The organism is Pyxidicoccus xibeiensis, assembly GCF_024198175.1.
Classification (GTDB): Bacteria; Myxococcota; Myxococcia; order Myxococcales; family Myxococcaceae; genus Myxococcus; species Myxococcus xibeiensis.
On record NZ_JAJVKV010000005.1, the window covers coordinates 839,450 to 858,757 of the forward strand.

General features: G+C 71.4%; 13 protein-coding genes. 10 read left to right on the forward strand and 3 right to left on the reverse strand.

The annotated features are described in order from the left end of the window. Positions 1–213 precede the first annotated feature (213 nt). From LXT23_RS25930 to LXT23_RS25960, 7 genes are all read left to right on the forward strand, one after another. Positions 214–1,293 (forward strand): TauD/TfdA family dioxygenase, encoded by a 1,080-nt coding sequence (locus tag LXT23_RS25930; RefSeq protein WP_253982974.1) that lies wholly within the window; start codon positions 214–216, stop codon positions 1,291–1,293. Positions 1,294–1,328: 35 nt separating this feature from the next. Continuing rightward, entirely contained in the window at positions 1,329–2,645 is a 1,317-nt protein-coding gene (locus LXT23_RS25935) for a pyridoxal phosphate-dependent decarboxylase family protein (RefSeq protein ID WP_256561130.1), read from the forward strand. Next, positions 2,642–3,772 (forward strand): DUF819 family protein, encoded by a 1,131-nt coding sequence (locus LXT23_RS25940; protein WP_253982976.1) that lies wholly within the window; start codon positions 2,642–2,644, stop codon positions 3,770–3,772. The genes LXT23_RS25935 and LXT23_RS25940 overlap by 4 nt, the downstream gene beginning before the upstream one ends. A gap of 16 nt (positions 3,773–3,788) precedes the next feature. Further along, positions 3,789–5,150: an Omp85 family outer membrane protein gene (omp85, locus tag LXT23_RS25945; RefSeq protein ID WP_253982977.1), complete on the forward strand. Its 1,362-nt coding sequence runs from the start codon at positions 3,789–3,791 to the stop codon at positions 5,148–5,150. 114 nt (positions 5,151–5,264) lie between these two features. Continuing rightward, positions 5,265–5,864: an RNA methyltransferase gene (locus tag LXT23_RS25950; RefSeq protein ID WP_253982978.1), complete on the forward strand. Its 600-nt coding sequence runs from the start codon at positions 5,265–5,267 to the stop codon at positions 5,862–5,864. A gap of 69 nt (positions 5,865–5,933) precedes the next feature. Further along, entirely contained in the window at positions 5,934–6,980 is a 1,047-nt protein-coding gene (locus LXT23_RS25955) for a GlxA family transcriptional regulator (protein WP_253982979.1), read from the forward strand. Then, a complete protein-coding gene (locus tag LXT23_RS25960; protein ID WP_253982980.1) occupies positions 6,977–7,573 on the forward strand; it encodes a DJ-1/PfpI family protein in 597 nt (198 codons plus the stop codon). The genes LXT23_RS25955 and LXT23_RS25960 overlap by 4 nt, the downstream gene beginning before the upstream one ends. 3 nt (positions 7,574–7,576) lie before the next feature. On the opposite strand, the gene LXT23_RS25965 is transcribed toward LXT23_RS25960, so the two are convergent. Next, the gene (locus LXT23_RS25965) at positions 7,577–7,921 is read right to left on the reverse strand and encodes a hypothetical protein (RefSeq protein ID WP_253982981.1); all 345 of its coding nucleotides are present in this window, start codon (positions 7,919–7,921) and stop codon (positions 7,577–7,579) included. 112 nt (positions 7,922–8,033) lie between these two features. Here LXT23_RS25965 and LXT23_RS25970 point away from each other — a divergent pair, with 112 nt between their 5' ends. After that, positions 8,034–9,287 (forward strand): tetratricopeptide repeat protein, encoded by a 1,254-nt coding sequence (locus LXT23_RS25970; RefSeq protein WP_253982982.1) that lies wholly within the window; start codon positions 8,034–8,036, stop codon positions 9,285–9,287. Here LXT23_RS25970 and LXT23_RS25975 read toward each other — a convergent pair. Together LXT23_RS25975 and LXT23_RS25980 are read right to left on the reverse strand one after the other, a co-directional pair. After that, the gene (locus tag LXT23_RS25975; protein WP_253982983.1) at positions 9,268–10,599 is read right to left on the reverse strand and encodes a M16 family metallopeptidase; all 1,332 of its coding nucleotides are present in this window, start codon (positions 10,597–10,599) and stop codon (positions 9,268–9,270) included. The two genes, LXT23_RS25970 and LXT23_RS25975, sit on opposite strands and share 20 nt — an antisense overlap. Then, positions 10,596–12,137, reverse strand: coding sequence for a sensor histidine kinase (locus LXT23_RS25980; protein ID WP_253982984.1), 1,542 nt, complete (start codon positions 12,135–12,137; stop codon positions 10,596–10,598). The genes LXT23_RS25975 and LXT23_RS25980 overlap by 4 nt, the downstream gene beginning before the upstream one ends. Positions 12,138–12,310: 173 nt before the next feature. On the opposite strand from LXT23_RS25980, the gene LXT23_RS25985 reads away from it, so the two are divergent. Together LXT23_RS25985 and LXT23_RS25990 are read left to right on the forward strand one after the other, a co-directional pair. Next, positions 12,311–18,007, forward strand: coding sequence for an AAA family ATPase (locus LXT23_RS25985; RefSeq protein WP_253982985.1), 5,697 nt, complete (start codon positions 12,311–12,313; stop codon positions 18,005–18,007). Positions 18,008–18,914: 907 nt separating this feature from the next. Beyond that, positions 18,915–19,289, forward strand: coding sequence for a DUF488 domain-containing protein (locus LXT23_RS25990; protein WP_253982986.1), 375 nt, complete (start codon positions 18,915–18,917; stop codon positions 19,287–19,289). The last annotated feature ends 19 nt before the right edge of the window (positions 19,290–19,308 follow it).

Here is a 19,308-nt window from a genome sequence, read left to right on the forward strand (position 1 = left end):
GCAGGCGAGCGGCCAGTAACGTGGTTGCACGATGCGCTCCTCGTGCGACGGATTCCTGACGACCGCCAGCGGCTGCTGTTGCCGCGGCGAGTGTCGTTAGTCGAGCCGCCACACCCCCGCATTCCGTAACCGGCCGCACCTGACGGACTCGCGCATGCGAGCCACCTCCCGTGCCCGGGCCCTCACCGCGACGTTCGCTCCCGGAGTGTTTCCATGCCCGTTGCCCGACTCGAGCCGCATGACGACTTCCTGCGTGTGTACTTCACCGAAGGGGCGGGCCCCCGGCACGCGGACTTCCACTGGTTCTGGCTGCGCCACAACTCCGAGCTGGACCGGCACCCCCTTACGCGAGAGCGCATCGTCTGCTCCTCGGAGCTGCCCTTCGAGCTCCGCCCCCGCGACGCGCGGGTGTCGGAGGACGGCAGCGCCGTCGACATCGACTGGGGTGACCGCGCGGACGGGCAGGTGAGCCGCTACGCCGCGGCCTGGCTCCTCACGCATGCCTACGCGGCCGACCGTGCTGCCGCGCCGCCTCCGCCCTCCGACGCCAGCGCGCTCACGCTGGACTTCGCGCGCCTGGAGGCGCCGCTCGGGCCCCTCGCCGTGCGCCGGCTCCAGGAGGACGGGGCGCTCGTGGTGCGCGGCTTCGGGCTCGACACGGAGGCCCTCATCGACGTCTTCGCCGCGCAGCGGCTGTCCGTCATCGAGACGCACTTCGGGCGCATCGAGGACCTGCGCACCGACAACACGACGAACAAGAACACGGACCAGCTCGGGTACACCGACAGCGCCATCCAGCTCCACACGGACCAGCCCTTCCTCGAGCGGCCTCCGCGCTACCAACTGCTGCACAGCCAGCGGCCGGCGGACGTGGGAGGCGACAGCAGCGTGGTGGACGCGCTCGCGGCGGCGCGTCACCTGGCGGACCTGGACCGGCCGGCCTTCGACCTGCTGCGCACGATGCCGGTGACCTTCCACCGCAAGCAGAAGGACTTCGAGCGGGTGCTCGTCTCGCCCCTCCTGGACTTCGACGCGCCCGGTGGCTTCCGCATCCGCTACAGCTACTTCACGCTGGCGCCACACCGGGCACCGTTCGCCGAGATGGAGGCGTGGTACCGCGCCTACAACCGCTTCGCGAAGCTGGTGCGGGACGAGCGCCACCAGTACCGGTTCCGGCTGGAGGCGGGTGACTTCCTCATCTACGACAACTGGCGGATGCTTCACGCTCGCACGGCCTTCTCCGGACCCCGGTGGCTCAGAGGCGTGTACTTCGATACGCAGGCTCGCTTCTAATCACGTGTCGCTCGTGCACCTCCACCGGAGACGTGATGTCGAATCCTCCTCGTCTGAGCTCGCAGGGACTGAGTCACCAGGATGTCTTGAAGCAGATGCGGGACATGAGGGCCGAGGATGCCCGCTGGCAGGACGGCCGGACCTGGAGCCTCGTCTACAACGCGGGGGAGGACATCCGCCGGCTGCTCGCCGAGGCCTACACGGAGTTCATGTCCGAGAACGGCCTCAGCCCGTTCGCCTTTCCCAGCCTGCGCCGCTTCGAGTCCGAGGTGCTCGCCATCAGCGCGGAGCTGTTCCACGGAGAGGGTGTCGCCGGCACCATGACGTCCGGTGGCACCGAGTCCATCCTCATGGCCGTCAAGACGGCCCGCGACTTCGCCCGCGCGGAGCGGGGCATCACCGAGCCGGAGATGGTGCTGCCCGCCTCCGTGCACCCGGCCTTCCAGAAGGCCGCGCACTACTTCGGGGTGAAGGCCGTCAACGTCCCCGTCGGCCCTGACTTCCGCGCGGACGTGAAGGCCATGAGCGCCGCCATCGGCCCGCGCACGGTGCTCATGGTGGGCTCCGCTCCCGCCTACCCGCAGGGCCTGGTGGACCCCATCACCGAGCTGGCCGCGGCGGCGAAGAAGCGGGGCGTCCTCTTCCACGTGGACGCGTGTCTGGGCGGCTTCCTGCTGCCGTTCGCCCGGCGGCTCGGACACGAAGTCCCGGACTTCGACTTCGCGGTGCCGGGTGTCACCAGCCTCTCCGCCGACCTCCACAAGTACGGCTACGCGGCGAAGGGCGCGTCGGTGGTCCTGTACCGCACGCCCGAGTTGCGCCGGTACCAGTTCTTCACCTACGCGGACTGGAGCGGCGGCATCTACGCGTCGCCCTCCATGGCGGGCACTCGGCCCGGAGGCGCCATCGCCGCGGCGTGGGCCATCCTCAAGTACCTGGGCGAGGAGGGCTACCTGAAGCTGGCGGGCACGGTGCTCGACACGGCGCGGGCGCTGCGCGAGGGCATCACCGCCATCCCCGGGCTGAAGCTGCTGGGCGCCCCCAGGCTGAGTGTCTTCGCCTTCTCCTCGGACACGCTGGACGTGTACGCGCTGGGGGATGCGATGGAGGCCCGGGGCTGGAAGCTGGACCGGCAGATGCAGCCGCCCGCGCTGCACCTGATGGTGACGCCCGCGCACGCGAAGGTGGTGGAGCCCTTCCTCGCGGACCTTCGCGAGTGCGCCGCCAGCCTCGCCAGCGGGGCCCCTGCGCCGGAGGGCAGCGCGGCCATGTACGGCATGCTGGGCACCATGCCCGACCGCCGTGAGGCCGCGGACTTCATCCGCCAGTTCATGGACGCCATCTACGAATGACGCCTGCGCTCCAGGCCGTCATCGTGGTGGGCCTTCCCGGGCTCATCCTCCTGGCCGCCCGCTACCTCAAGCCCATCGCCTGGGTGGGGCCGGTGGTGGTGTGCTACGCCGCCGGCATCATCCTGGGCAACCTGCCGGGGCTGGCGCTCCAACCGCGCGTGAGCCTGTCGGTGAGCGAGGCGGCCGTGCCGCTGGCGATTCCGCTGCTCCTCTTCGCCACGGACGTGCCCCGGTGGATGCGGCTGGCGCGCTCCACGCTGCTGTCCTTCGTGCTGGCGTGCGCGGCGGCCATGGTGAGCAGCGCGCTGGTGGGGCTCGCCTTCGCGCACCGCTCCGACGAGTGGTGGAAGATGGCCGGAATGCTGGCCGGCGTGTACACGGGCGGCACCGCCAACATGAACGCCGTGGGGCTGGCGCTCGAGGTGCGCCAGGAGACCTTCGTGCTCCTCAACACGGCGGACATCGTCGTGGGCGCCGCGTACTTCCTCTTCCTGGTGACGGTGGCGCAGCGGGTGGTGCTCGCCTTCCTCCCGCGCTTCCCGAACCCCACCAGCTGGGATGAGGTGCCAGAGGGAGGGGCAGGGGAGGGTGTCATTCCCCGGTGGGCGTGGGTCCGGGGCATGGGGCTGTCGCTGCTGCTGGCCGTCGCCATCGCGGGTGTCTCCGCCGGAGGGACACAGTGGGTGCTGGGCCGCCTGCACGTGACGGTGGTGCTGCTGCTCATCACCTCGCTGGCGCTGGCCGCGTCCTTCATCCCGGCGGTGCGCACGCTGCCCGGCAGCTCCACGCTGGGGGACTACGCGCTGCTCGTCTTCTGCGTGGCCGTGGGCTCGCTGGCGGATGCGAGCCAGCTCCAGCAGGCGGGCCTCTTCGTCTTCGTGTTCTGTGCCTGCGTGCAGTTCCTGGCGGTAGGGCTCCACTTCGCGCTCGCCACCCTGTTCCGCATCGACGCGGACACCTTCCTCATCACCTCCGCGTCCACCATCTTCGGCCCGGCCTTCGTCGGCCCCGTTGCACGCGCGCTGCGCAACCGGGAGCTGATGGTCTCCGGGATGACCACCGGGCTGATGGGCTTCGCGATGGGGACGTGGATGGGGTTGGCGGTATCGTGGCTGCTGCGTCCGTGACACCTCGGAGATTCACATGCACCTCGTTCGGATGACGTGGGCCGTGTCGCTGGTGGTGTTGTTCCATGGTGCGCCCTCGCGGGCGCAGGGCGTCCCGGAAGAGGAGGCCGCTCCGGCGCCCGGTGCCGAGGCGCCGCCTCCTCCCGAGTCTCAGGAGGCTAAGCCCCGCACGGGGTGGCGCGTCCAGGGGCTGCCGCTGCTCAACTTCAACAGCGACGAGGGCTTCGGCTTCGGCGTGCGGCTGATGCTGGTGGACGCGGGAGATGGGACGCAGCAGCCCTACCGGCACGCGGTGGTGGGCCAGTTCTTCCAGACGACGGGCGGGACGGCCATCCACCGCCTCATGCTGGACGCGCCGGGGTTCCTCTCCTCACCGTGGCGCGTGGGCGTGGACCTGAGCCTGCTCAACGACCGCTTCTCTCCGTACTACGGGCAGGGGAGCGGGGCGACGTACGAGGAGGACTTCTCCACGTGTGACGACCGGGACGCGCTGGAGGCCAACCCCGACGTCTGCCCGGACAACGCGGCCTTCCGGGGCCTGCGCTACTACAGCTACGAGCAGCGCACCTTCCCGAGCGTGGTGCTGAACGCGCGGCGCTCCATCAAGGGCCCGTGGCAGGTGGCGGTGGGCTACCGCTTCCGGCTGACGCGGGTGAGCACTCGCTACGACACGGACGACCTGGGCCAGTCCCGGGACTCGCGGCTGGAGGAGGACGCGCGGGCGGGGCTGCTCACGGGCATCGAAGGGGAGCTGCGCAGGGAGACCTTCCGCACGGCGGAGCTGACGGCGGGGCTGCTGCTGGACCTGCGCGACAACGAGCCGGCGCCGGTGCGCGGCATGTTCCACGAGCTGGTGGCGCGAGGCGCGCTGGAGGCGACGGGGAGCTCGTTCCGGTACTGGGGCGTGACGGCCAACCTGCGCTTCTACCACCCGCTGGTGAGTGAACGGCTGGTGGCGGCGCTGCGGCTCATGGGCGATGCGATGGGCGGAGACGTGCCCTTCTTCCAGCTCAGCTCGTTCGGCGGCGTGGACTGGCGCGACGGCTGGGGCGGCATCGGCGGCGTCATCACCGCGCGCGGCATCCTGAAGAACCGGCTGCAGGGCGAGGTGAAGGCGCTGGCCAACGGCGAGCTGCGGTGGTGGTTCGCCTCGGCGAGGCCGTGGAACCAGCAGCTGGACTTCACGCTGGTGGCCTTCTTGGACGCGGGGCAGGCGTGGTCCGACCTGCACTTCCGCGACGGCGGCGCGTCCCAGTACGCCGGTGGAGGCGGGCTGCGCATCGGATGGGAGAAGCTCTTCATCGTCCGCGCCGACTACGGCGTCAGCCCCAGCGACGGGACGTCCGGCTTCTACCTGGACTTCAACCACATGTTCTGAGGTGGACGGCCCCAGGGCAGCCCGGCGGGGGAGCGCCCGCGTCGCCGACCGCGCCCGCCATGTCCATCATCAAGCAGGGCCGGCATCCACACCGTGCCGGCGGAAGGAGCTTGATTGATCCGGACGCTGAACGACGCCGTGGAGTTGGTTCACACGCACCACGTCATCACCGAGGTGCCCACGCACGGGCCTGCCTCTCTCGTGGAGAAGGTCCTGGGTGGGCGCCCCTCCGGGAGCTGGCGTGAGCACGCGAAGGGGCGGCTCGCGTACCGCCTCGGCCGCATGCTGCGGGCCTCGCCCGAGGTGCTCGCGGTGAGGCTCGTGGAGGGCAAGGTGGCCTTCGTGGACCCCACGCTGTGGCCCTCCGTGTACCGCGTCGCCATGGAGCCCGCGCGCCGCCGGGCCTCGCTGACCGGCCTGTCCACCGAGGCCCGCGAGCTGCTGTCCAGGGTGGAGCGCGACAAGGCCGTCCGGCTCGACAAGGAAGGGCCGTGGACCAAGGCCCGGCAGGCCCTGCAGGAGCGGCTCCTGGTCCACTTCTCCGAGGCCCAGGAGGAGGACGGCCACCACGTCGCGGTGCTGCGCTCCTGGCGGAGCTGGGCTTCCCCGTCGCTCAAGGAGGACGCGGCCACGCTCTCGTACGAGGACGCGCTGGCGCGGCTGCGCGACGCGTGCGGCGGAGCCCCCACGGGCCTGGGGCCCTGGGTGTTCTGAGCCGCATGGCCGAATCTGTGGGCCCCGTGTCCTTGCGGCCAGCACCCCCACGGGCGCACAGTGCCTCGCATGAAGCGGGCACCCCGGCGTCAACCGACAGCAGCGACCTCGCAAGCAGCACCGCTCCGGATTGCCCTGCTCGCGTTCGATGATGCGCAGGTCCTCGACATCACCGGACCGCTGGAGGTCTTCGGCCGTACGTCCCGCTGGCTCCGGGAGCACCGGGGCGCAATCGAGGACCGCTACTCGCTGGCGCTGCTGAGCGCGAACGGCCCCGTGCTGCGCTCGTCCTCCGGCATCCGCCTCGTCGCCGATGGCGGGCTTCCGGTGCGCGGCGACACCATCGACACGCTCCTCGTCTCGGGTGGCCGGGGCGTGCGGCACGTGGCGGAGGACCCACGCGTCCTCATCTGGCTCCGGGCCCAGGCGCCCCGCGTACGCCGGCTCGCGTCCGTCTGCACCGGCGCCTTCGTCCTCGCCGCCGCTGGACTCCTCGACGGCCGGCGCGCCGTCACCCACTGGAGCGATTGCGACCGGCTCGCACGCCTCCACCCGCGCGTCACCGTGGAGAAGGACCCCATCTTCGTGCGGGACGGCCACGTCTACACGTCCGCGGGCGTCACCGCCGGCATGGACCTGGCGCTCGCCCTGGTGGAGGAGGACTGTGGCCGCGACGTGGCCCTGGCCGTGGCACGGGAGCTGGTCCTCTTCCTGCGCCGTCCCGGAGGCCAGTCCCAGTTCAGCGCCCAGCTCTCCGCGCAGACCGCCGAGCGCGAGCCCCTGCGCGACTTGCAGGCGTGGATGGCGGACCACCCGGGCGACGACCTGCGCATCCCCGCGCTCGCCCGCCGCGCCGCCATGAGCGAGCGTCACTTCCGCCGCGCCTTCACCGCCGAGGTGGGCTGCCCTCCCGCCCGCTTCGTGGAGCAGGTCCGCGTCGAAGCCGCGCGCCGCGCCCTGGAGGACACCGACGACGGCGTGGACGCCATCGCCGACCGCGTGGGCTTCGGCACCTCCGAGTCCATGCGCCGCGCCTTCACCCGCACCCTTCACACCAGTCCCACCGCATACCGCGAGCGCTTCCGCGCCGACAAAACGAGGAGACACGCGTCATGACCCGCATCGGCATCGTGCTGTTCGATGGAGCAGAGGAGCTCGACTACGCGGGCCCCTGGGAGGTCTTCGCCGCGGCCGCGTACCTCCGGCCCGAGCTGGGGCTCGAGGTCCGCACCTACTCCAAGGACGGCCAGCCCATCCGGAGCGCCAAGGGGCTGCGCGTCATCCCCGACGCCAGCTTCGCGGACACCCCCCGCCTGGACGTCGTCCTCGCCCCGGGCGGAGAGGGCCGGAAGCGGGAGATGCACGACGAGGTGATGCTCGGCTGGCTCCGCGCTCGCGGCGCCGAGGCGAAGTGGGTCACCAGCGTCTGCACCGGCGCCTTCCTGCTGCACGCCGCGGGGCTGTGCACCGGGCGCCGCGTGACGACACACTGGAGCGCCATCGAGGAGCTGCGCGCCCGGGGGGACGTCACCGTGCTCGAGGACATCCGCTACGTCCGGGATGGCAATGTCGTCACCGCGGCAGGGGTGTCCGCAGGCATCGACATGTCGCTGTGGCTGGTGGGACAGCTCTGGGACCCGGCCTTCGCGCGAAAGGTCCAGCGGTACATCCAGTACGAGCCCTCGCCGCCCTACGCCGCCGAGGTGTAGGCGCTACGCCGCCACGTCCAGGATTTCGAGCGCCTCACGGACGCCGGGCAGGGCGGCGAGCAGCTCGAACTCGGCCGACTGGAGCAGGGAGACCCGGCGGCCGGAGAGGCGCTCCATGAGCAGCTCGATGCGATAGCCGCCCTCGGGGCTGGCGTGCCGGGAGATGCGCGCACGACGGCCTTCCGCCTGACAGGCGAGGATGTCCTTCTGGAGGCTGCGCAGCCGCCGGAACACCTTCAGCGCCATCCGACCCTCGGGGGTGTCGAACGTGTGGAAGTGCCGGTTGCGCGACAGCGGCCTGCTGGGGTCATGGAGCCTCTCCACGAGGCGCCGAACGAATGGGTCCATCGACGGGGGAGGATAACATCCGGTACCCTCCCGCTCAGCGATGCCCTGGCGATTTTCGATCCGTCCCTGGACCCTGGCGCTCCTCCTCCCGCTTGCTTGCAAGGAGCCGGAGGTGGCCGCGGTCCACAACCGTGCCCAGCAGGCGCAGACCGCGCTCGCCGAGGCGCGGGCCCACATCGCCAATGGCGAGCACGCCCCCGCGCTCGCGGCGCTGCGCAAGGCGGCCACCGCCGCTCCGGACAGCGCGGAGCCCCTGCTCCTCATGGCCGAGGCCCACCGCCTCGCCGGCAACGAGGGCGCCGCCATCCTCGCGCTCAAGCAGGCCAAGTCGCTCGTCCCCGGGGACGACCCGTCCATCCAGAAGCAGCTCGCGGAGCTGTACCTCCGGGACGGCCACACCCAGGACGCGCTCAACACCCTGGTGGGCCTGCTCAACGCGGGCAGCCTGCAGGACGCGGACGTGCTGCGGCTGGCGAGGCTCCAGGCGGCGGAGGGGCAGATGGATGCCGCCTTCAAGACGCTGGAGACCACCCTCCGCGAGAGCCCCGATGACCCGGAGGCCAAGGCCGTGGAGGCCGAAATCCTCCTGCTCAAGGGGGACGAGCTGCTGGCCGCCAACCTCATGGACAAGCTGCTCCAGCAGGACCCGGAGCTGACCTCCGCGCGCCTCTTGCGCGCGCGCTACTTCCTCAACAGCGGCTTCGCGGAGATGGCCGAGGCGGACCTCAACGCGGTGCAGGGCCCGGACGCGCAGCGCACGGACGTCGTCACGCTGCGCGCGCGGGTGCTGATGGTGCTCGGCCGCCCCGCGGACGCCGAGGCCGTCCTGAAGAAGCTGGTGGACGCCGAGCCTCGCAACGCCGAGGCCCTGGCCTGGCTCGCGGAGGCGGTGCTGGCGCAGGGCCGCCGCCCGGATGCCCAGGCGCTGGTGGACAAGGCCCTCCAGCTCCGGCCCCGGCTGGCGCGCGCCCTGTACGTGCGCGGGCGCATGCAGGAGGCGCAGGGAGACCGCAAGGGCGCCGAGGAGAGCTACCGCTACGCACTGGCCGCGGAGCCCCGCTTCGCGCCGGCCCTCTCGTACATCTGGCCCCTATACCTGAAATCCGACCGCAAGACGGACGCCCAGGCGGCCCTGGAGACCCTGGTGTCCCTGGGCGAGGCCACGCCCGAGGAGAAGGTGCGGCTGGCCGGCCTCTACGCCACGCTCCAGACCAAGGTGCCCCAGGGGCTGAAGCTCATCGACGAGGCGCTGAAGCGCGAGCCGAAGAACGCCGAGTACCTCGCCATCAAGAAGAGCCTCACGGCCCTGCTGCCGAAGCCGAAGAAGAAGTTCTCCGGCCCCGTCATCATCCGCGGCGGCCGCTGACGGCCGCCAGGAGCGGAGCCTCCGGCGCCGGCAGCCCGGGGGCCTCCGCCACCACGCGCTCCAGGGCCTTCAGGCCCTTGCGCTGGCCCACCGCCACCACCGTGAGGTTCTCCCGGTGGAAGTAGCGCCGGGCCACCTCTCGCACGCGCGCGGCGGACTGCGCATCCACCAGGTCCGCGCGGTGGCTGAAGGACTCGGCCGCGTCGAACAGCTCGTTGACGCCGAACCAGCCGGACAGCTCCCCCGGCGAGTCCTGCGCGAACTCCAGCAGCATGCGGTGGCGGCGCTTGGCGCGGGACAGCTCCTCCTCGCCCACCTCCGTGTCGCAGAGGGTGCCCAGCACGCGAAACATCTCCTCCACCACCTGCGCGGCCTTCTCGGGCGCGCTGGCCGCTTCAATCTCGAAGAGGCCGGAGTCGTGGTAGGCGTCAATCGACGCGTGGACGGAGTAGGCCAGCCCGCGCTTCTCCACGATTTCGAAGGGCAGCCGCGAGGACAGGCCGTCATCCAGCAGGCGCCGGAGAATCTGGAGGGCGGGGTGGTCCTCGTGCCGGTCCGGCACGGTGCGGAAGTTGAGGCGGAACTCCGTCTGCGACTCGTCGTGCGCGACGAAGTGCAGCCGGGGGCCGGGCAGGCCGAAGGGCGGAGGCGTCTCCGTGCTGACGGGGCCGCGAGGCAGGCCGGCGAAGGCCCGCTCGGTCAGCTCCAGCACCTCCTGCCGGTTCACCCGGCCGGCGGCCGTCACCACCAGGTTGCCCGTCACGTAGTGCTTCGCGAAGTGCTCCAGCACCTGGGCGTGGGTGAGGGCGGAGACGGACTCGCGCGTGCCGGCAATCTTCAGCGCCAGCGGGTGGCCGGGGAACATCAGGTGCTTGGACAGGTTGTCCAGGTCGATGTCGCGGCCCTTCTCGTCCACCTCGTCCAGCATCTCCTCGAGGATGATCTGCCGCTCCACCTCCATGTCCGTGAGGCGGGGGCGGGTGAGCATGTCGCCGATGATGTCCATGCCCACGCGCAGGTGCGAGGGATGGAGGGGCGTGTAGTAGTAGCCGTGGTCCCGGGTGGTGACGCCGTTGAGGTTGCCGCCAACCTCTTCCACGGCCGCGTTCATCTTCACGGTGTCCGGCCAGTGGGCACTGCCCCGGAAGAAGAGGTGCTCCAGGTAATGGCTGACGCCGTTGTTGTCGGGCGTCTCGTGACGACTGCCCGTCCGCACGTAGATGGCGAGCAGGGCGGTGTGGAGGTGGGGCGTCTCGACGGTGACGACGCGCAGCCCCGAGGGCAGCACGTCCCGGAACGAATTGAAGCTCATGCGCGAGGAAGCCTTAACACGAAGGCCGTTCCCTGGCCGGGAATACTCTGGCAGGAGAGCGAGCCCCCGTGGGCCTGGAGGATCTGCTGGCTCACGGCGAGTCCCAGGCCGGTGCCACCCTCCTTGGTGGTGAAGAAGGGCTCGAACAGATGTCGGCGGACCTCCTCCGTCATCCCCTGTCCGGTGTCCTTCACGGTGACTTCCACCACCCCGTCCTGGGGGGTGGTGGCCACGGTGAGCCTGCCGCCGCCGGGCATGGCCTCGCGGCTGTTGCGCAGCAGGTTGAGGAAGACCTGCCGGAGCTGGCCCTCGTCGGCGAGCACGGCCGGGGTGTCCTTGGCGAAGTCGCGCGCGACTTCGACTCCGGCGCGCTCCAGCTCCTCGCGGGTGAAGTCCAGCACGCCGTCCAGCACGGCGGTGACGTCGCACGGGTCCAGGTCCGGCCGGGGCGGGCGGGCCATGCGCAGGTACTGCTCGGTGACGTCGGCCAGCCGGTCCACCTCGCGGGTGACGGCGGAGAGCAGCTCCCTCACCTCGCCGGAGTCCTCCTCGGACGCGAAGCTGGCGCGCTCCAGCCCGTCCTGGAGCAGCTCCACGTTGAGGCCGATGGAGGACAGCGGGTTGCGCACCTCGTGGACGATTTGGGCGGAGATGCGGCCCACGGCGGCCAGCTGCTCGGCGCGCATCAGGGCCTCCGCCTGGGCCTTGAGCTGGGCCTCGCGGGCCTGGAGCGAGCGGGCCATCTGGTCGAACTCGCGGGCGAGCACGGCCACCTCGTCGTCGCCGCGCACGCCCAGCTGGGCGTTGTAGTCACCGCGGCCGATGCGCGACACGCCCTCGATGAGGGTGCGCACCGGGCGCAGCGTGCGGGCGGACCACGCGGTGGCGCCCAGGCCCACGACGATGGCCAGCACGGAGAAGCTGATGATGGCCAGGCCCGTGCGGCGCTCGCGCTCCTCGGCGCCGTCCACGCGCTCGCGGATGCGGTTGGCCAGGGCCGCGCGCAGCACGCGCAGCTCGCGGCCGATGGACATCTCCATCTGGCGCAGCTCGGTGGCGGCGCGGGCCACCTGCTCCCGGTCGGGGGACTCGGAGGAGAGGGCGGTGAAGACGGCCTCGGCGGCGCGGCCGTAGTCGCGGTAGCGGGAGTGAATCTCGCCGAAGCGGTGCTCCAGCCCGCGGATGAAGGGCACCTCGCTGTCCGGGGCGAAGGTGAGCACCTCGCGCGCCTTGGCCTGGGCGGAGGTGAGCCGCTGGGACATGAGGGGCGGGAAGTACAGGCGGGCCAGGCGGATGAAGGCGCGGCGCGCCTCCACGTTGCCTTCCTCCAGCAGCCGCTCGGTGTCCTTCTCCTGGGTGGTGTGGAAGGTCTCCAGCTCCGCCGCGTCCTGCGACAGCTGGAGGTAGCCCTGGCTGACCAGACGGATCTCCAGGCGGTTGCGGTGGAGCTCCGTCACGCTGAACAGGGACACCAGTCCGAACGTGACGAGCACCACCGCGTAGCCCAGGAAGATGCGGGTGGCCAGGGAGAGCTTCACGGGGTGTCATCGCTACGCGGACCGGGGCCCGAGCGCAAGTCCCCAGGCAGCCGAGCTGCCATTCCGGCCGTCCCGGCGACCGCCCCCGGGAGGCGGCTTGGGCCGGCGCTGCATGGTTAGCCTTGTCTCACAGGCTCATGCGGCGGGCGCCCGCTCCCCATGGCGGGCTTTTCATGACGACGCGCGGTTCCTCCATCACCGTCACCGAGACACTCCACGAGGGCGAGGGCACACTGCTGCTGCGAGGCCTGCGGACGGGGGATGGCTGCCCGGTGCTGCTCCGGGTGTTGGACCCGGGCCGGAGCCGCTCGAAGGACCTGGAGCGGCTGAAGAACGAGAATGCGATTGGCAGGACGCCCGGTCTCCAGACCGTCCTCCAGCCGCTCTCCCTCGAGACGTACCAGGGCATGACGGCGCTGGTGATGGAGGACTTCGGGGGCCAGCCGCTGGACCAGCTCCTCGGTGCCCCCATGGCTCCGGGACGCTTCCTCGAGCTGGCGCTCCCCATCGTGGTGGCGGTGTCGGAGCTGCACGAGCGGGACGTCATCCACAAGGACCTCAAGCCGCAGAACATCTTCATCCATGCGGCCACCGGCGAGGTGAAGCTCACCGGCCTCGGGCTGGCCTCGCGCCTGCCCCGCGAGCACCTCGCCGCGGAGAGTCCGAGCCTCATCGAGGGCTCCCTGCCGTACCTGGCGCCGGAGCAGACGGGGCGGATGAACCGGGCCATCGACAGCCGGGCCGACCTCTACGCGCTCGGCGTCACCTTCTACGAGATGCTCACGGGGCGCCTGCCCTTCGAGGCGCGGGACGCGCTCGAGTGGGTGCACTGCCATGTCGCCCGCGCGCCGGTGCCGCCCTCCGCGCTGGTTCCGGAGCTGCCGGCGGTCCTCTCGGCCATCGTCCTCAAGCTCCTGGCGAAGATGGCGGAGGACCGCTACCAGACGGCCCGGGGGCTGCGGCACGACCTGGAGCGGTGCCTGGCCGACTGGCGGGCCCGGGGCCGGCTGGAGTCCTTCCCGCTGGCCACGCAGGACGTGTCGGGCCGCTTCGAGATTCCCCAGAAGCTCTATGGCCGCGAGGCCGAGCGGGCCGCGCTGCTGGCCGCGTTCGAGCGGGTGGTGGACACGGGCAGCCCCGAGCTCGTCCTCGTCTCCGGCTACTCCGGCATCGGCAAGTCGATGCTGGTCCACGAGCTGCACAAGCCCATCGTCCGTGAGCGGGGCTTCTTCATCTCGGGGAAGTTCGACCCGCACCAGCGCGACATTCCATACTCCACCCTCGTCCAGGCCTTCCGGGAGCTGGTGCTGGATGTCCTCGCGCGGGGCGAGGAGCGCATCGCCGTCTTCCGGCAGCGCCTGCTCGACGCGCTCGGCGTCAACGCCCGGCTCATCCTGGAGGTCCTCCCCTCGGTGGAGCTGATTGTCGGGCCGCAACCGCCAGCGCCCGAGCTGCCGCCCGCGGAGGCGCAGCACCGCTTCCGCCTGGTGTGGCGGCGCTTCATCGGGGTGTTCTCCCGGAAGGAGCATCCCCTCGCGCTCTTCCTCGACGACCTCCAGTGGGCCGACTCGGCGAGCCTCGCGCTGCTCCAAGACGTGATGACCGATGCGGAGACGCGCTCCCTCCTCGTCATCGGCGCGTATCGCGACAACGAGGTGCCCGCCACCCACCCGCTCATGCTGGCGCTGGACCGGGTCCGGAAGGAGGGCGTGCGCGTCAGTGACATCGTGCTCGGTCCGCTCTCGCGCGAGCACCTGGTCACCCTCGTGAGCGAGACGCTGCACTGCGGCCGCCGGGCCGCCGGGCCGCTCGCGGACCTCGTGCACGAGAAGACGGCGGGCAACCCCTTCTTCGCGCTCCAGTTCCTGGAGGCACTCCACGACGAGCAGTTGATTGCGTTCGACCGGCGCGCTGGTGTCTTCCGCTGGGACATGGGGCGGATTCGCGCCAAGGGCTTCACCGACAACGTCGTCTCGCTGATGGTCGGCAAGCTGGCGCGGCTGCCCGCCAGCACCCGGGATGCGCTGACGCAGCTGGCCTGCCTGGGCAGCACCGCGGAGGTGGCCCTCCTCATGATGCTTCATGGCTGCTCCGAGGAGGTGGCCCACGAGGAGCTGTGGGATGCCGTGCGCGCGGGGCTCGTCTTCCGCACGGACGGCACGTACAAGTTCCTCCATGACCGCATCCAGGAGGCGGCGTACTCGCTCATCCCCGAGGGGACCTGGGCGGCGGTGCACCTGCGCATCGGCAGGCTCCTCTCGTCGCGCACGGCGCCGGAGCAGCTGGAGGAGAAGGTCTTCGACATCGTCAACCAGCTGGACCGCGGGGCCGCGCTGCTCACGTCGCGCGAGGAGCGCGAGCGCGTGGCCGAGCTCAACCTCATCGCGGGCAGGCGGGCCCGGCGGTCGGCGGCCTATGCCTCGGCGCTGAAGTACCTCGCGGCCGGCGCGGAGCTGTTGCCGGAGGACAGCTGGGAGCGGCGGTACGCGCTGACCTTCGAGCTCCAGTTCCACCGCGCCGAGTGCGAGTACCTGACGGGCGAGCTGGGGGCGGCGAAGGAGCGGCTGGAGCTGCTGTCGCGGCGCGCGGCGAACCTCGTCGACGTGGCCGCCGTCACCTGCGCGCGCGTGGCCCTGTACACGACGCTGGACCGGAGCGACCAGGGAGTCGAGGTGTGTCTCGACTACCTCCGGCGGGTGGGCATCACCTGGTCGCCACACCCGGCGGAAGAGGAGGTCCAGCGGGAGCACGAGCGCATCTGGCGGCAGCTCGGCAGCCGCTCCATCGAGGAGCTGGTCGACCTGCCGCGGATGACCGACCCGGTGCACCGCGCGACGATGGACGTCCTGACGTCCGCGCAGTCTCCGGCGCTGTTCACCGACAAGAACCTGCTCGGGCTCGTCGTCTGCCGCATGGCGAACCTCAGCCTGGAGCACGGCAACAGCGACGCCTCCTGCCTGGCCTACGTCTGGCTCGGGATGCTGCTGGGGCCGTTCTTCGGCGACTTCCAGCGGGGCTACCGCTTCGGCAAGCTGGGCTTCGACCTGCTGGAGAGCCGGGGGCCGCAGCGGCTCAAGGCGCGCGTCTACCTGGGCTTCGGGCATCGGGTCAGCCCCTGGACGCGCCACCTGCGCACCAGCCCCGACCTGCTGCGGCGGGGCTTCGAGGCGGCGCAGGAGACGGGCGACCTCACCTATGCCGCCTACACCCTCAACTGCCTCGTCACGCTGCTGCTCGCGCGGGGAGACCCGCTCGCGGAGGTGCAGCGGGAGGCCGAGGGCGCGCTGGAGTTCGCGCGCAGGGCGAGGTTCGGGCTCATCGTCGACATCGTCACCGGACAGCTCCGGTTCATCCGGACGCTCCGGGGGCTGCTGCCCGACTTCGCGTCCTTCAACGACGCCTGGTTCGACGAGGCCCGCTTCGAGCAGCACCTGGAGGGGGATGCCCGGCTGGCGATAGCGACGTGCTGGTACTACGTCCGCAAGCTGCAGGCGCGGCTGTACGCGGGTGACACCGCGGGGGCCGTGGTGGCGGCGGAGAAGGCGGAGCGGCTGCTCTGGTCGTCCACCTCCTTCTTCGAGGTCGCCGAGTACCACTTCCATGCCGCGCTCGCGCGGGCGGCGCACCATGCGGTGGCGCCCGTCGAGGAGCGGCCGCGCCACCTGGCCGCGCTCACCGCCCACCACCGGCAGCTGGTGTCCTGGGCGAAGAACTGCCCGGAGAACTTCGGGCACCGCGCGGCGCTGGTGGCCGCGGAGCTGGCCCGGCTCGAAGGCCGGGACCTGGACGCCGAGCGCTACTACGAGGAGGCCATCCGCCAGGCGGGTGAGCAGGGCTTCGTCCAGGACGAGGCGCTGGCCTACGAGCTCGCGGCCCGGGCCTGGCGTGCTCGCGGCCGCGAGCTGATTGCCGGCACCTACCTGCGCGAGGCGCGCGCCCGCTATCTGCGGTGGGGCGCCGACGGCAAGGTGCGCCAGCTCGACGCGAGCGGCCCCCGGATGCGGGAGCCCCAGGCGCTCGCGCCCACCGCCACCCTCGCCGTGCGCTCCGAGCAGCTCGATTTGCTCGCGGTGGCCAAGGCCTCGCTGACGCTCTCCAGCGAGCTGGAGTACGACAGGCTGGTCCGCACGCTGCTCTCGGTGGTCCTGGAGCAGGGCGGGGCGCAGCGCGCCGTCTTCATCCTCTGCGACGCGGGGCGGCTCTCCATCGAAGCGGAGGCCACCCTCGGTGAGCGGGAGGCCGTGGTGAGCCTGCATGGCTCCGCGCCCGTGGAGGACTCGCCGCACGTCCCCGTGTCGGTCCTCCGCTACGTGCAGCGGACGAAGCAGCACGTCATCCTCGCGGATGCCGCCTCCGCCGCGGGCCGGTTCTCCGGAGACGACTACTTCGCACGGACCAGTCTTCACTCCGTCCTCTGCATGCCCATCCTGCGGCAGGCCGAGACGGTGGGGCTGCTCTACCTGGAGAACGGCCTGCTCGTGGGCGCCTTCACGGCCGAGCGACTCGTGGCCCTGGAGCTGCTCGCCACGCAGGCGGCCATCTCGCTGGAGAAGGTGGTGCTCCTGGGCAAGGAGCAGGCCGCACGCGCGGAGGCGGAGGCCGCGGAGCGCCGCGCGGCGTTCCTCGCCGAGTCGGGGGCGCTGCTGTCGGAGTCACTCGACTATGCCGATACGCTGGTCCGCCTCGGTCACCTGTGCGTGCGCTCCCTGGCGGACTGGTGTGTCATCGACGTCGTGGAGGGGGAGGTCATCCAGCGCATCTCCGGGGCGCATCACGACCCGGCGAAGGAGCCGCTGCTGGAGGAGCTCCGGAAGCGCTACCCGCCACGCCTGGACTCGCGCCACCCGGCGGCACGGGTGCTGCGAGAGGGCGTGCCGCTGCTGTTCGCCGAGTTCTCCGACGCCGACACGCGGCGCAACTGTGAAGACGAGGAGCACGCCCGGCTCATCCTGGGGCTCGGAATCCGGAGCCTCATCGTGGTGCCGCTCGTGGCGCGAGGGCAGACGCTCGGGGCGCTGAGCCTCGTCTCGTCCGCACCGGGACGCCGCTATGGGGCCGCGGACCTCCAGCTGGCGCGGGAGGTGGCACGGCGGGCGGCGGTGGCCATCGACAATGCGCGGCTCTACCGGAAGACGCAGGAGGCCATCCAGGTGCGGGACGAGTTCCTGTCGGTTGCCTCGCACGAGCTCAACACGCCGATGACGTCGCTCACCCTGGCACTGCAGTCCATGGCCCGCGTCCTCCAGTCCGGTCGTGCCATCGACCCGCAGCTGTTGGGCAGGCTGGTCGAGCGGGCCCTGCGTCAGGGCGCGCGCCTGCGGCGGCTGAACAGGGACCTGCTGGATGTGACGCGGGTCCATGCGCGGTGGCTCCCGCTGGACCTGGACGACGTGGAGCTCGGCGGTGTCGTCCGGGAGGTGCTGGAGGCGCTCTCGCTGGACCTGTCGAGGGCGGGCTGCACCGTCCTGGTGAGGGAAGGGGGCCGGGTCGTCGGACGCTGGGACCGCGACCGCATCGTGCAGATCCTCACCAGCCTGCTCTCCAATGCCATCAAGTTTGGAGCGGGCCGCCCCATCGAGGTCTCTTTCGGAGCGGAGGCTGGACTCGCGCGAGTCTCCGTCCGGGACCAGGGGATTGGCATCGACCCGGCACGGCGCGAGCGCATCTTCGAGCGCTTCGAGCGCGCCGTGTCCGACAAGCACTACGGAGGGCTGGGGCTGGGCCTCTACCTCAGCCGCCGACTCGCGGAGGCGCATGGAGGCACCATCCGCCTCCAGAGCGAGCCCGGGACCGGCTCCACGTTCACCCTGGAGCTGCCCTGCGCCGGTCCCTCCGCCACTGTCGCCGAGGACGCGCATTACGAAATCTAGCGCGCGCGCCGACCGGGTCCTCCGATGGGTTGTGTGTCTTCTCGAGGTGGATGAGGGCAAACCGGTCCTCGCGAATGCACTCCTCCGCTGAGGACCGGCTCCCTTTCCCCATCCCTCACGCCCGAGCCGTCCGACTGGAGCAGGTTGAATCCCGCTCTGACCGCCGTGCTGCCCCGACCTACCCGCCGCCCGTTCCGCTGTGCTGCCCCTTGCTGCTTGTGCTGCTTGTGCTGCCCCGACCTACCCGCCGCCCGTACCGCCCCGTGCTGCCGTGCTACCCCGCCCAACCAACCCGCCCGTACCGCTGTGCTGCCCCGTACCGCCCCGTGCTGCCGTGCTGCCCCGTCCAACCCGCCGCCCGTACTGCTGCGCTGCCCCGTACCGCCCCGTACCGCCCCGTGTTGCCGTGCTGCCCCGTCCAACCCGCCGCCCGTACTGCTGTGCTGCTCCGTACCGCCTCGTGTTGCCGTGCTGCCCGGTACCGCCCCGTGTTGCCGTGCTGCCCCGTCTGCCCCGCCGCCCCGTGCTGCCCCGTCCGCCCCGCCGCCCTGTGCTGCTGTGCTGCCCCGTGCTGCCCGCCCCACCCGCCGCCGCCCGTACCGCCCCGCCCAACCCGCCGCCCTGTGCTGCTGTGCTGCCCCGTGCTGCCCGCCCCACCCGCCGCCGCCCGTACCGCCCCGCCCAACCCGCCGCCCGTGCTGCCCGCCCGACCCGCCCCGACCGCCGTACCGCCCCGTGCTGCCCGGGCCACCCCATAGCAGGGCGCGTGCCGAACGCTGCGCATGACAGAAGCCAAGCAGTTACAGGGACTTGGGGACAGGTCTTCCGTCCGCGGCTGATCGATCCCGGTAAGAAGTCGGGTGAGGCCCGGAGGAATACCAAGCAGGCATCCAGTCGTTGAGCAGGGATGCCCATCAAGACCAAGCGCTGGTGTGTGCCTTCGGAGCCTGATGACGGCTTCCGGGTCCTGGTCTGCCGATACCGGCCGCGGGGCCTGCCCAAGGCCAAGGAGACCTGGGACGTGTGGATGAGCGACCTGGCGCCCAGCCCGGACCTCTTCGACGCCTTCTACGGGAAGAGCCAGACGCCCATCACACTCGACGTCTACCGCGAGCGGTACATCCAGGAGATGCAGGCCCAGCAGGAGAAGATCTCCGCGCTCGCGGCCCGCGTGGACCGCGGCGAGACGGTGACGCTGCTCTGCTCGAAGGACTGCATCCTCGAACAGGTCTGTCACCGCACGCTGCTCGCCGGGCTCATCGAGAAGGCCCGGCACGCGTAGGGGCCCTGGTGGAGTCCAG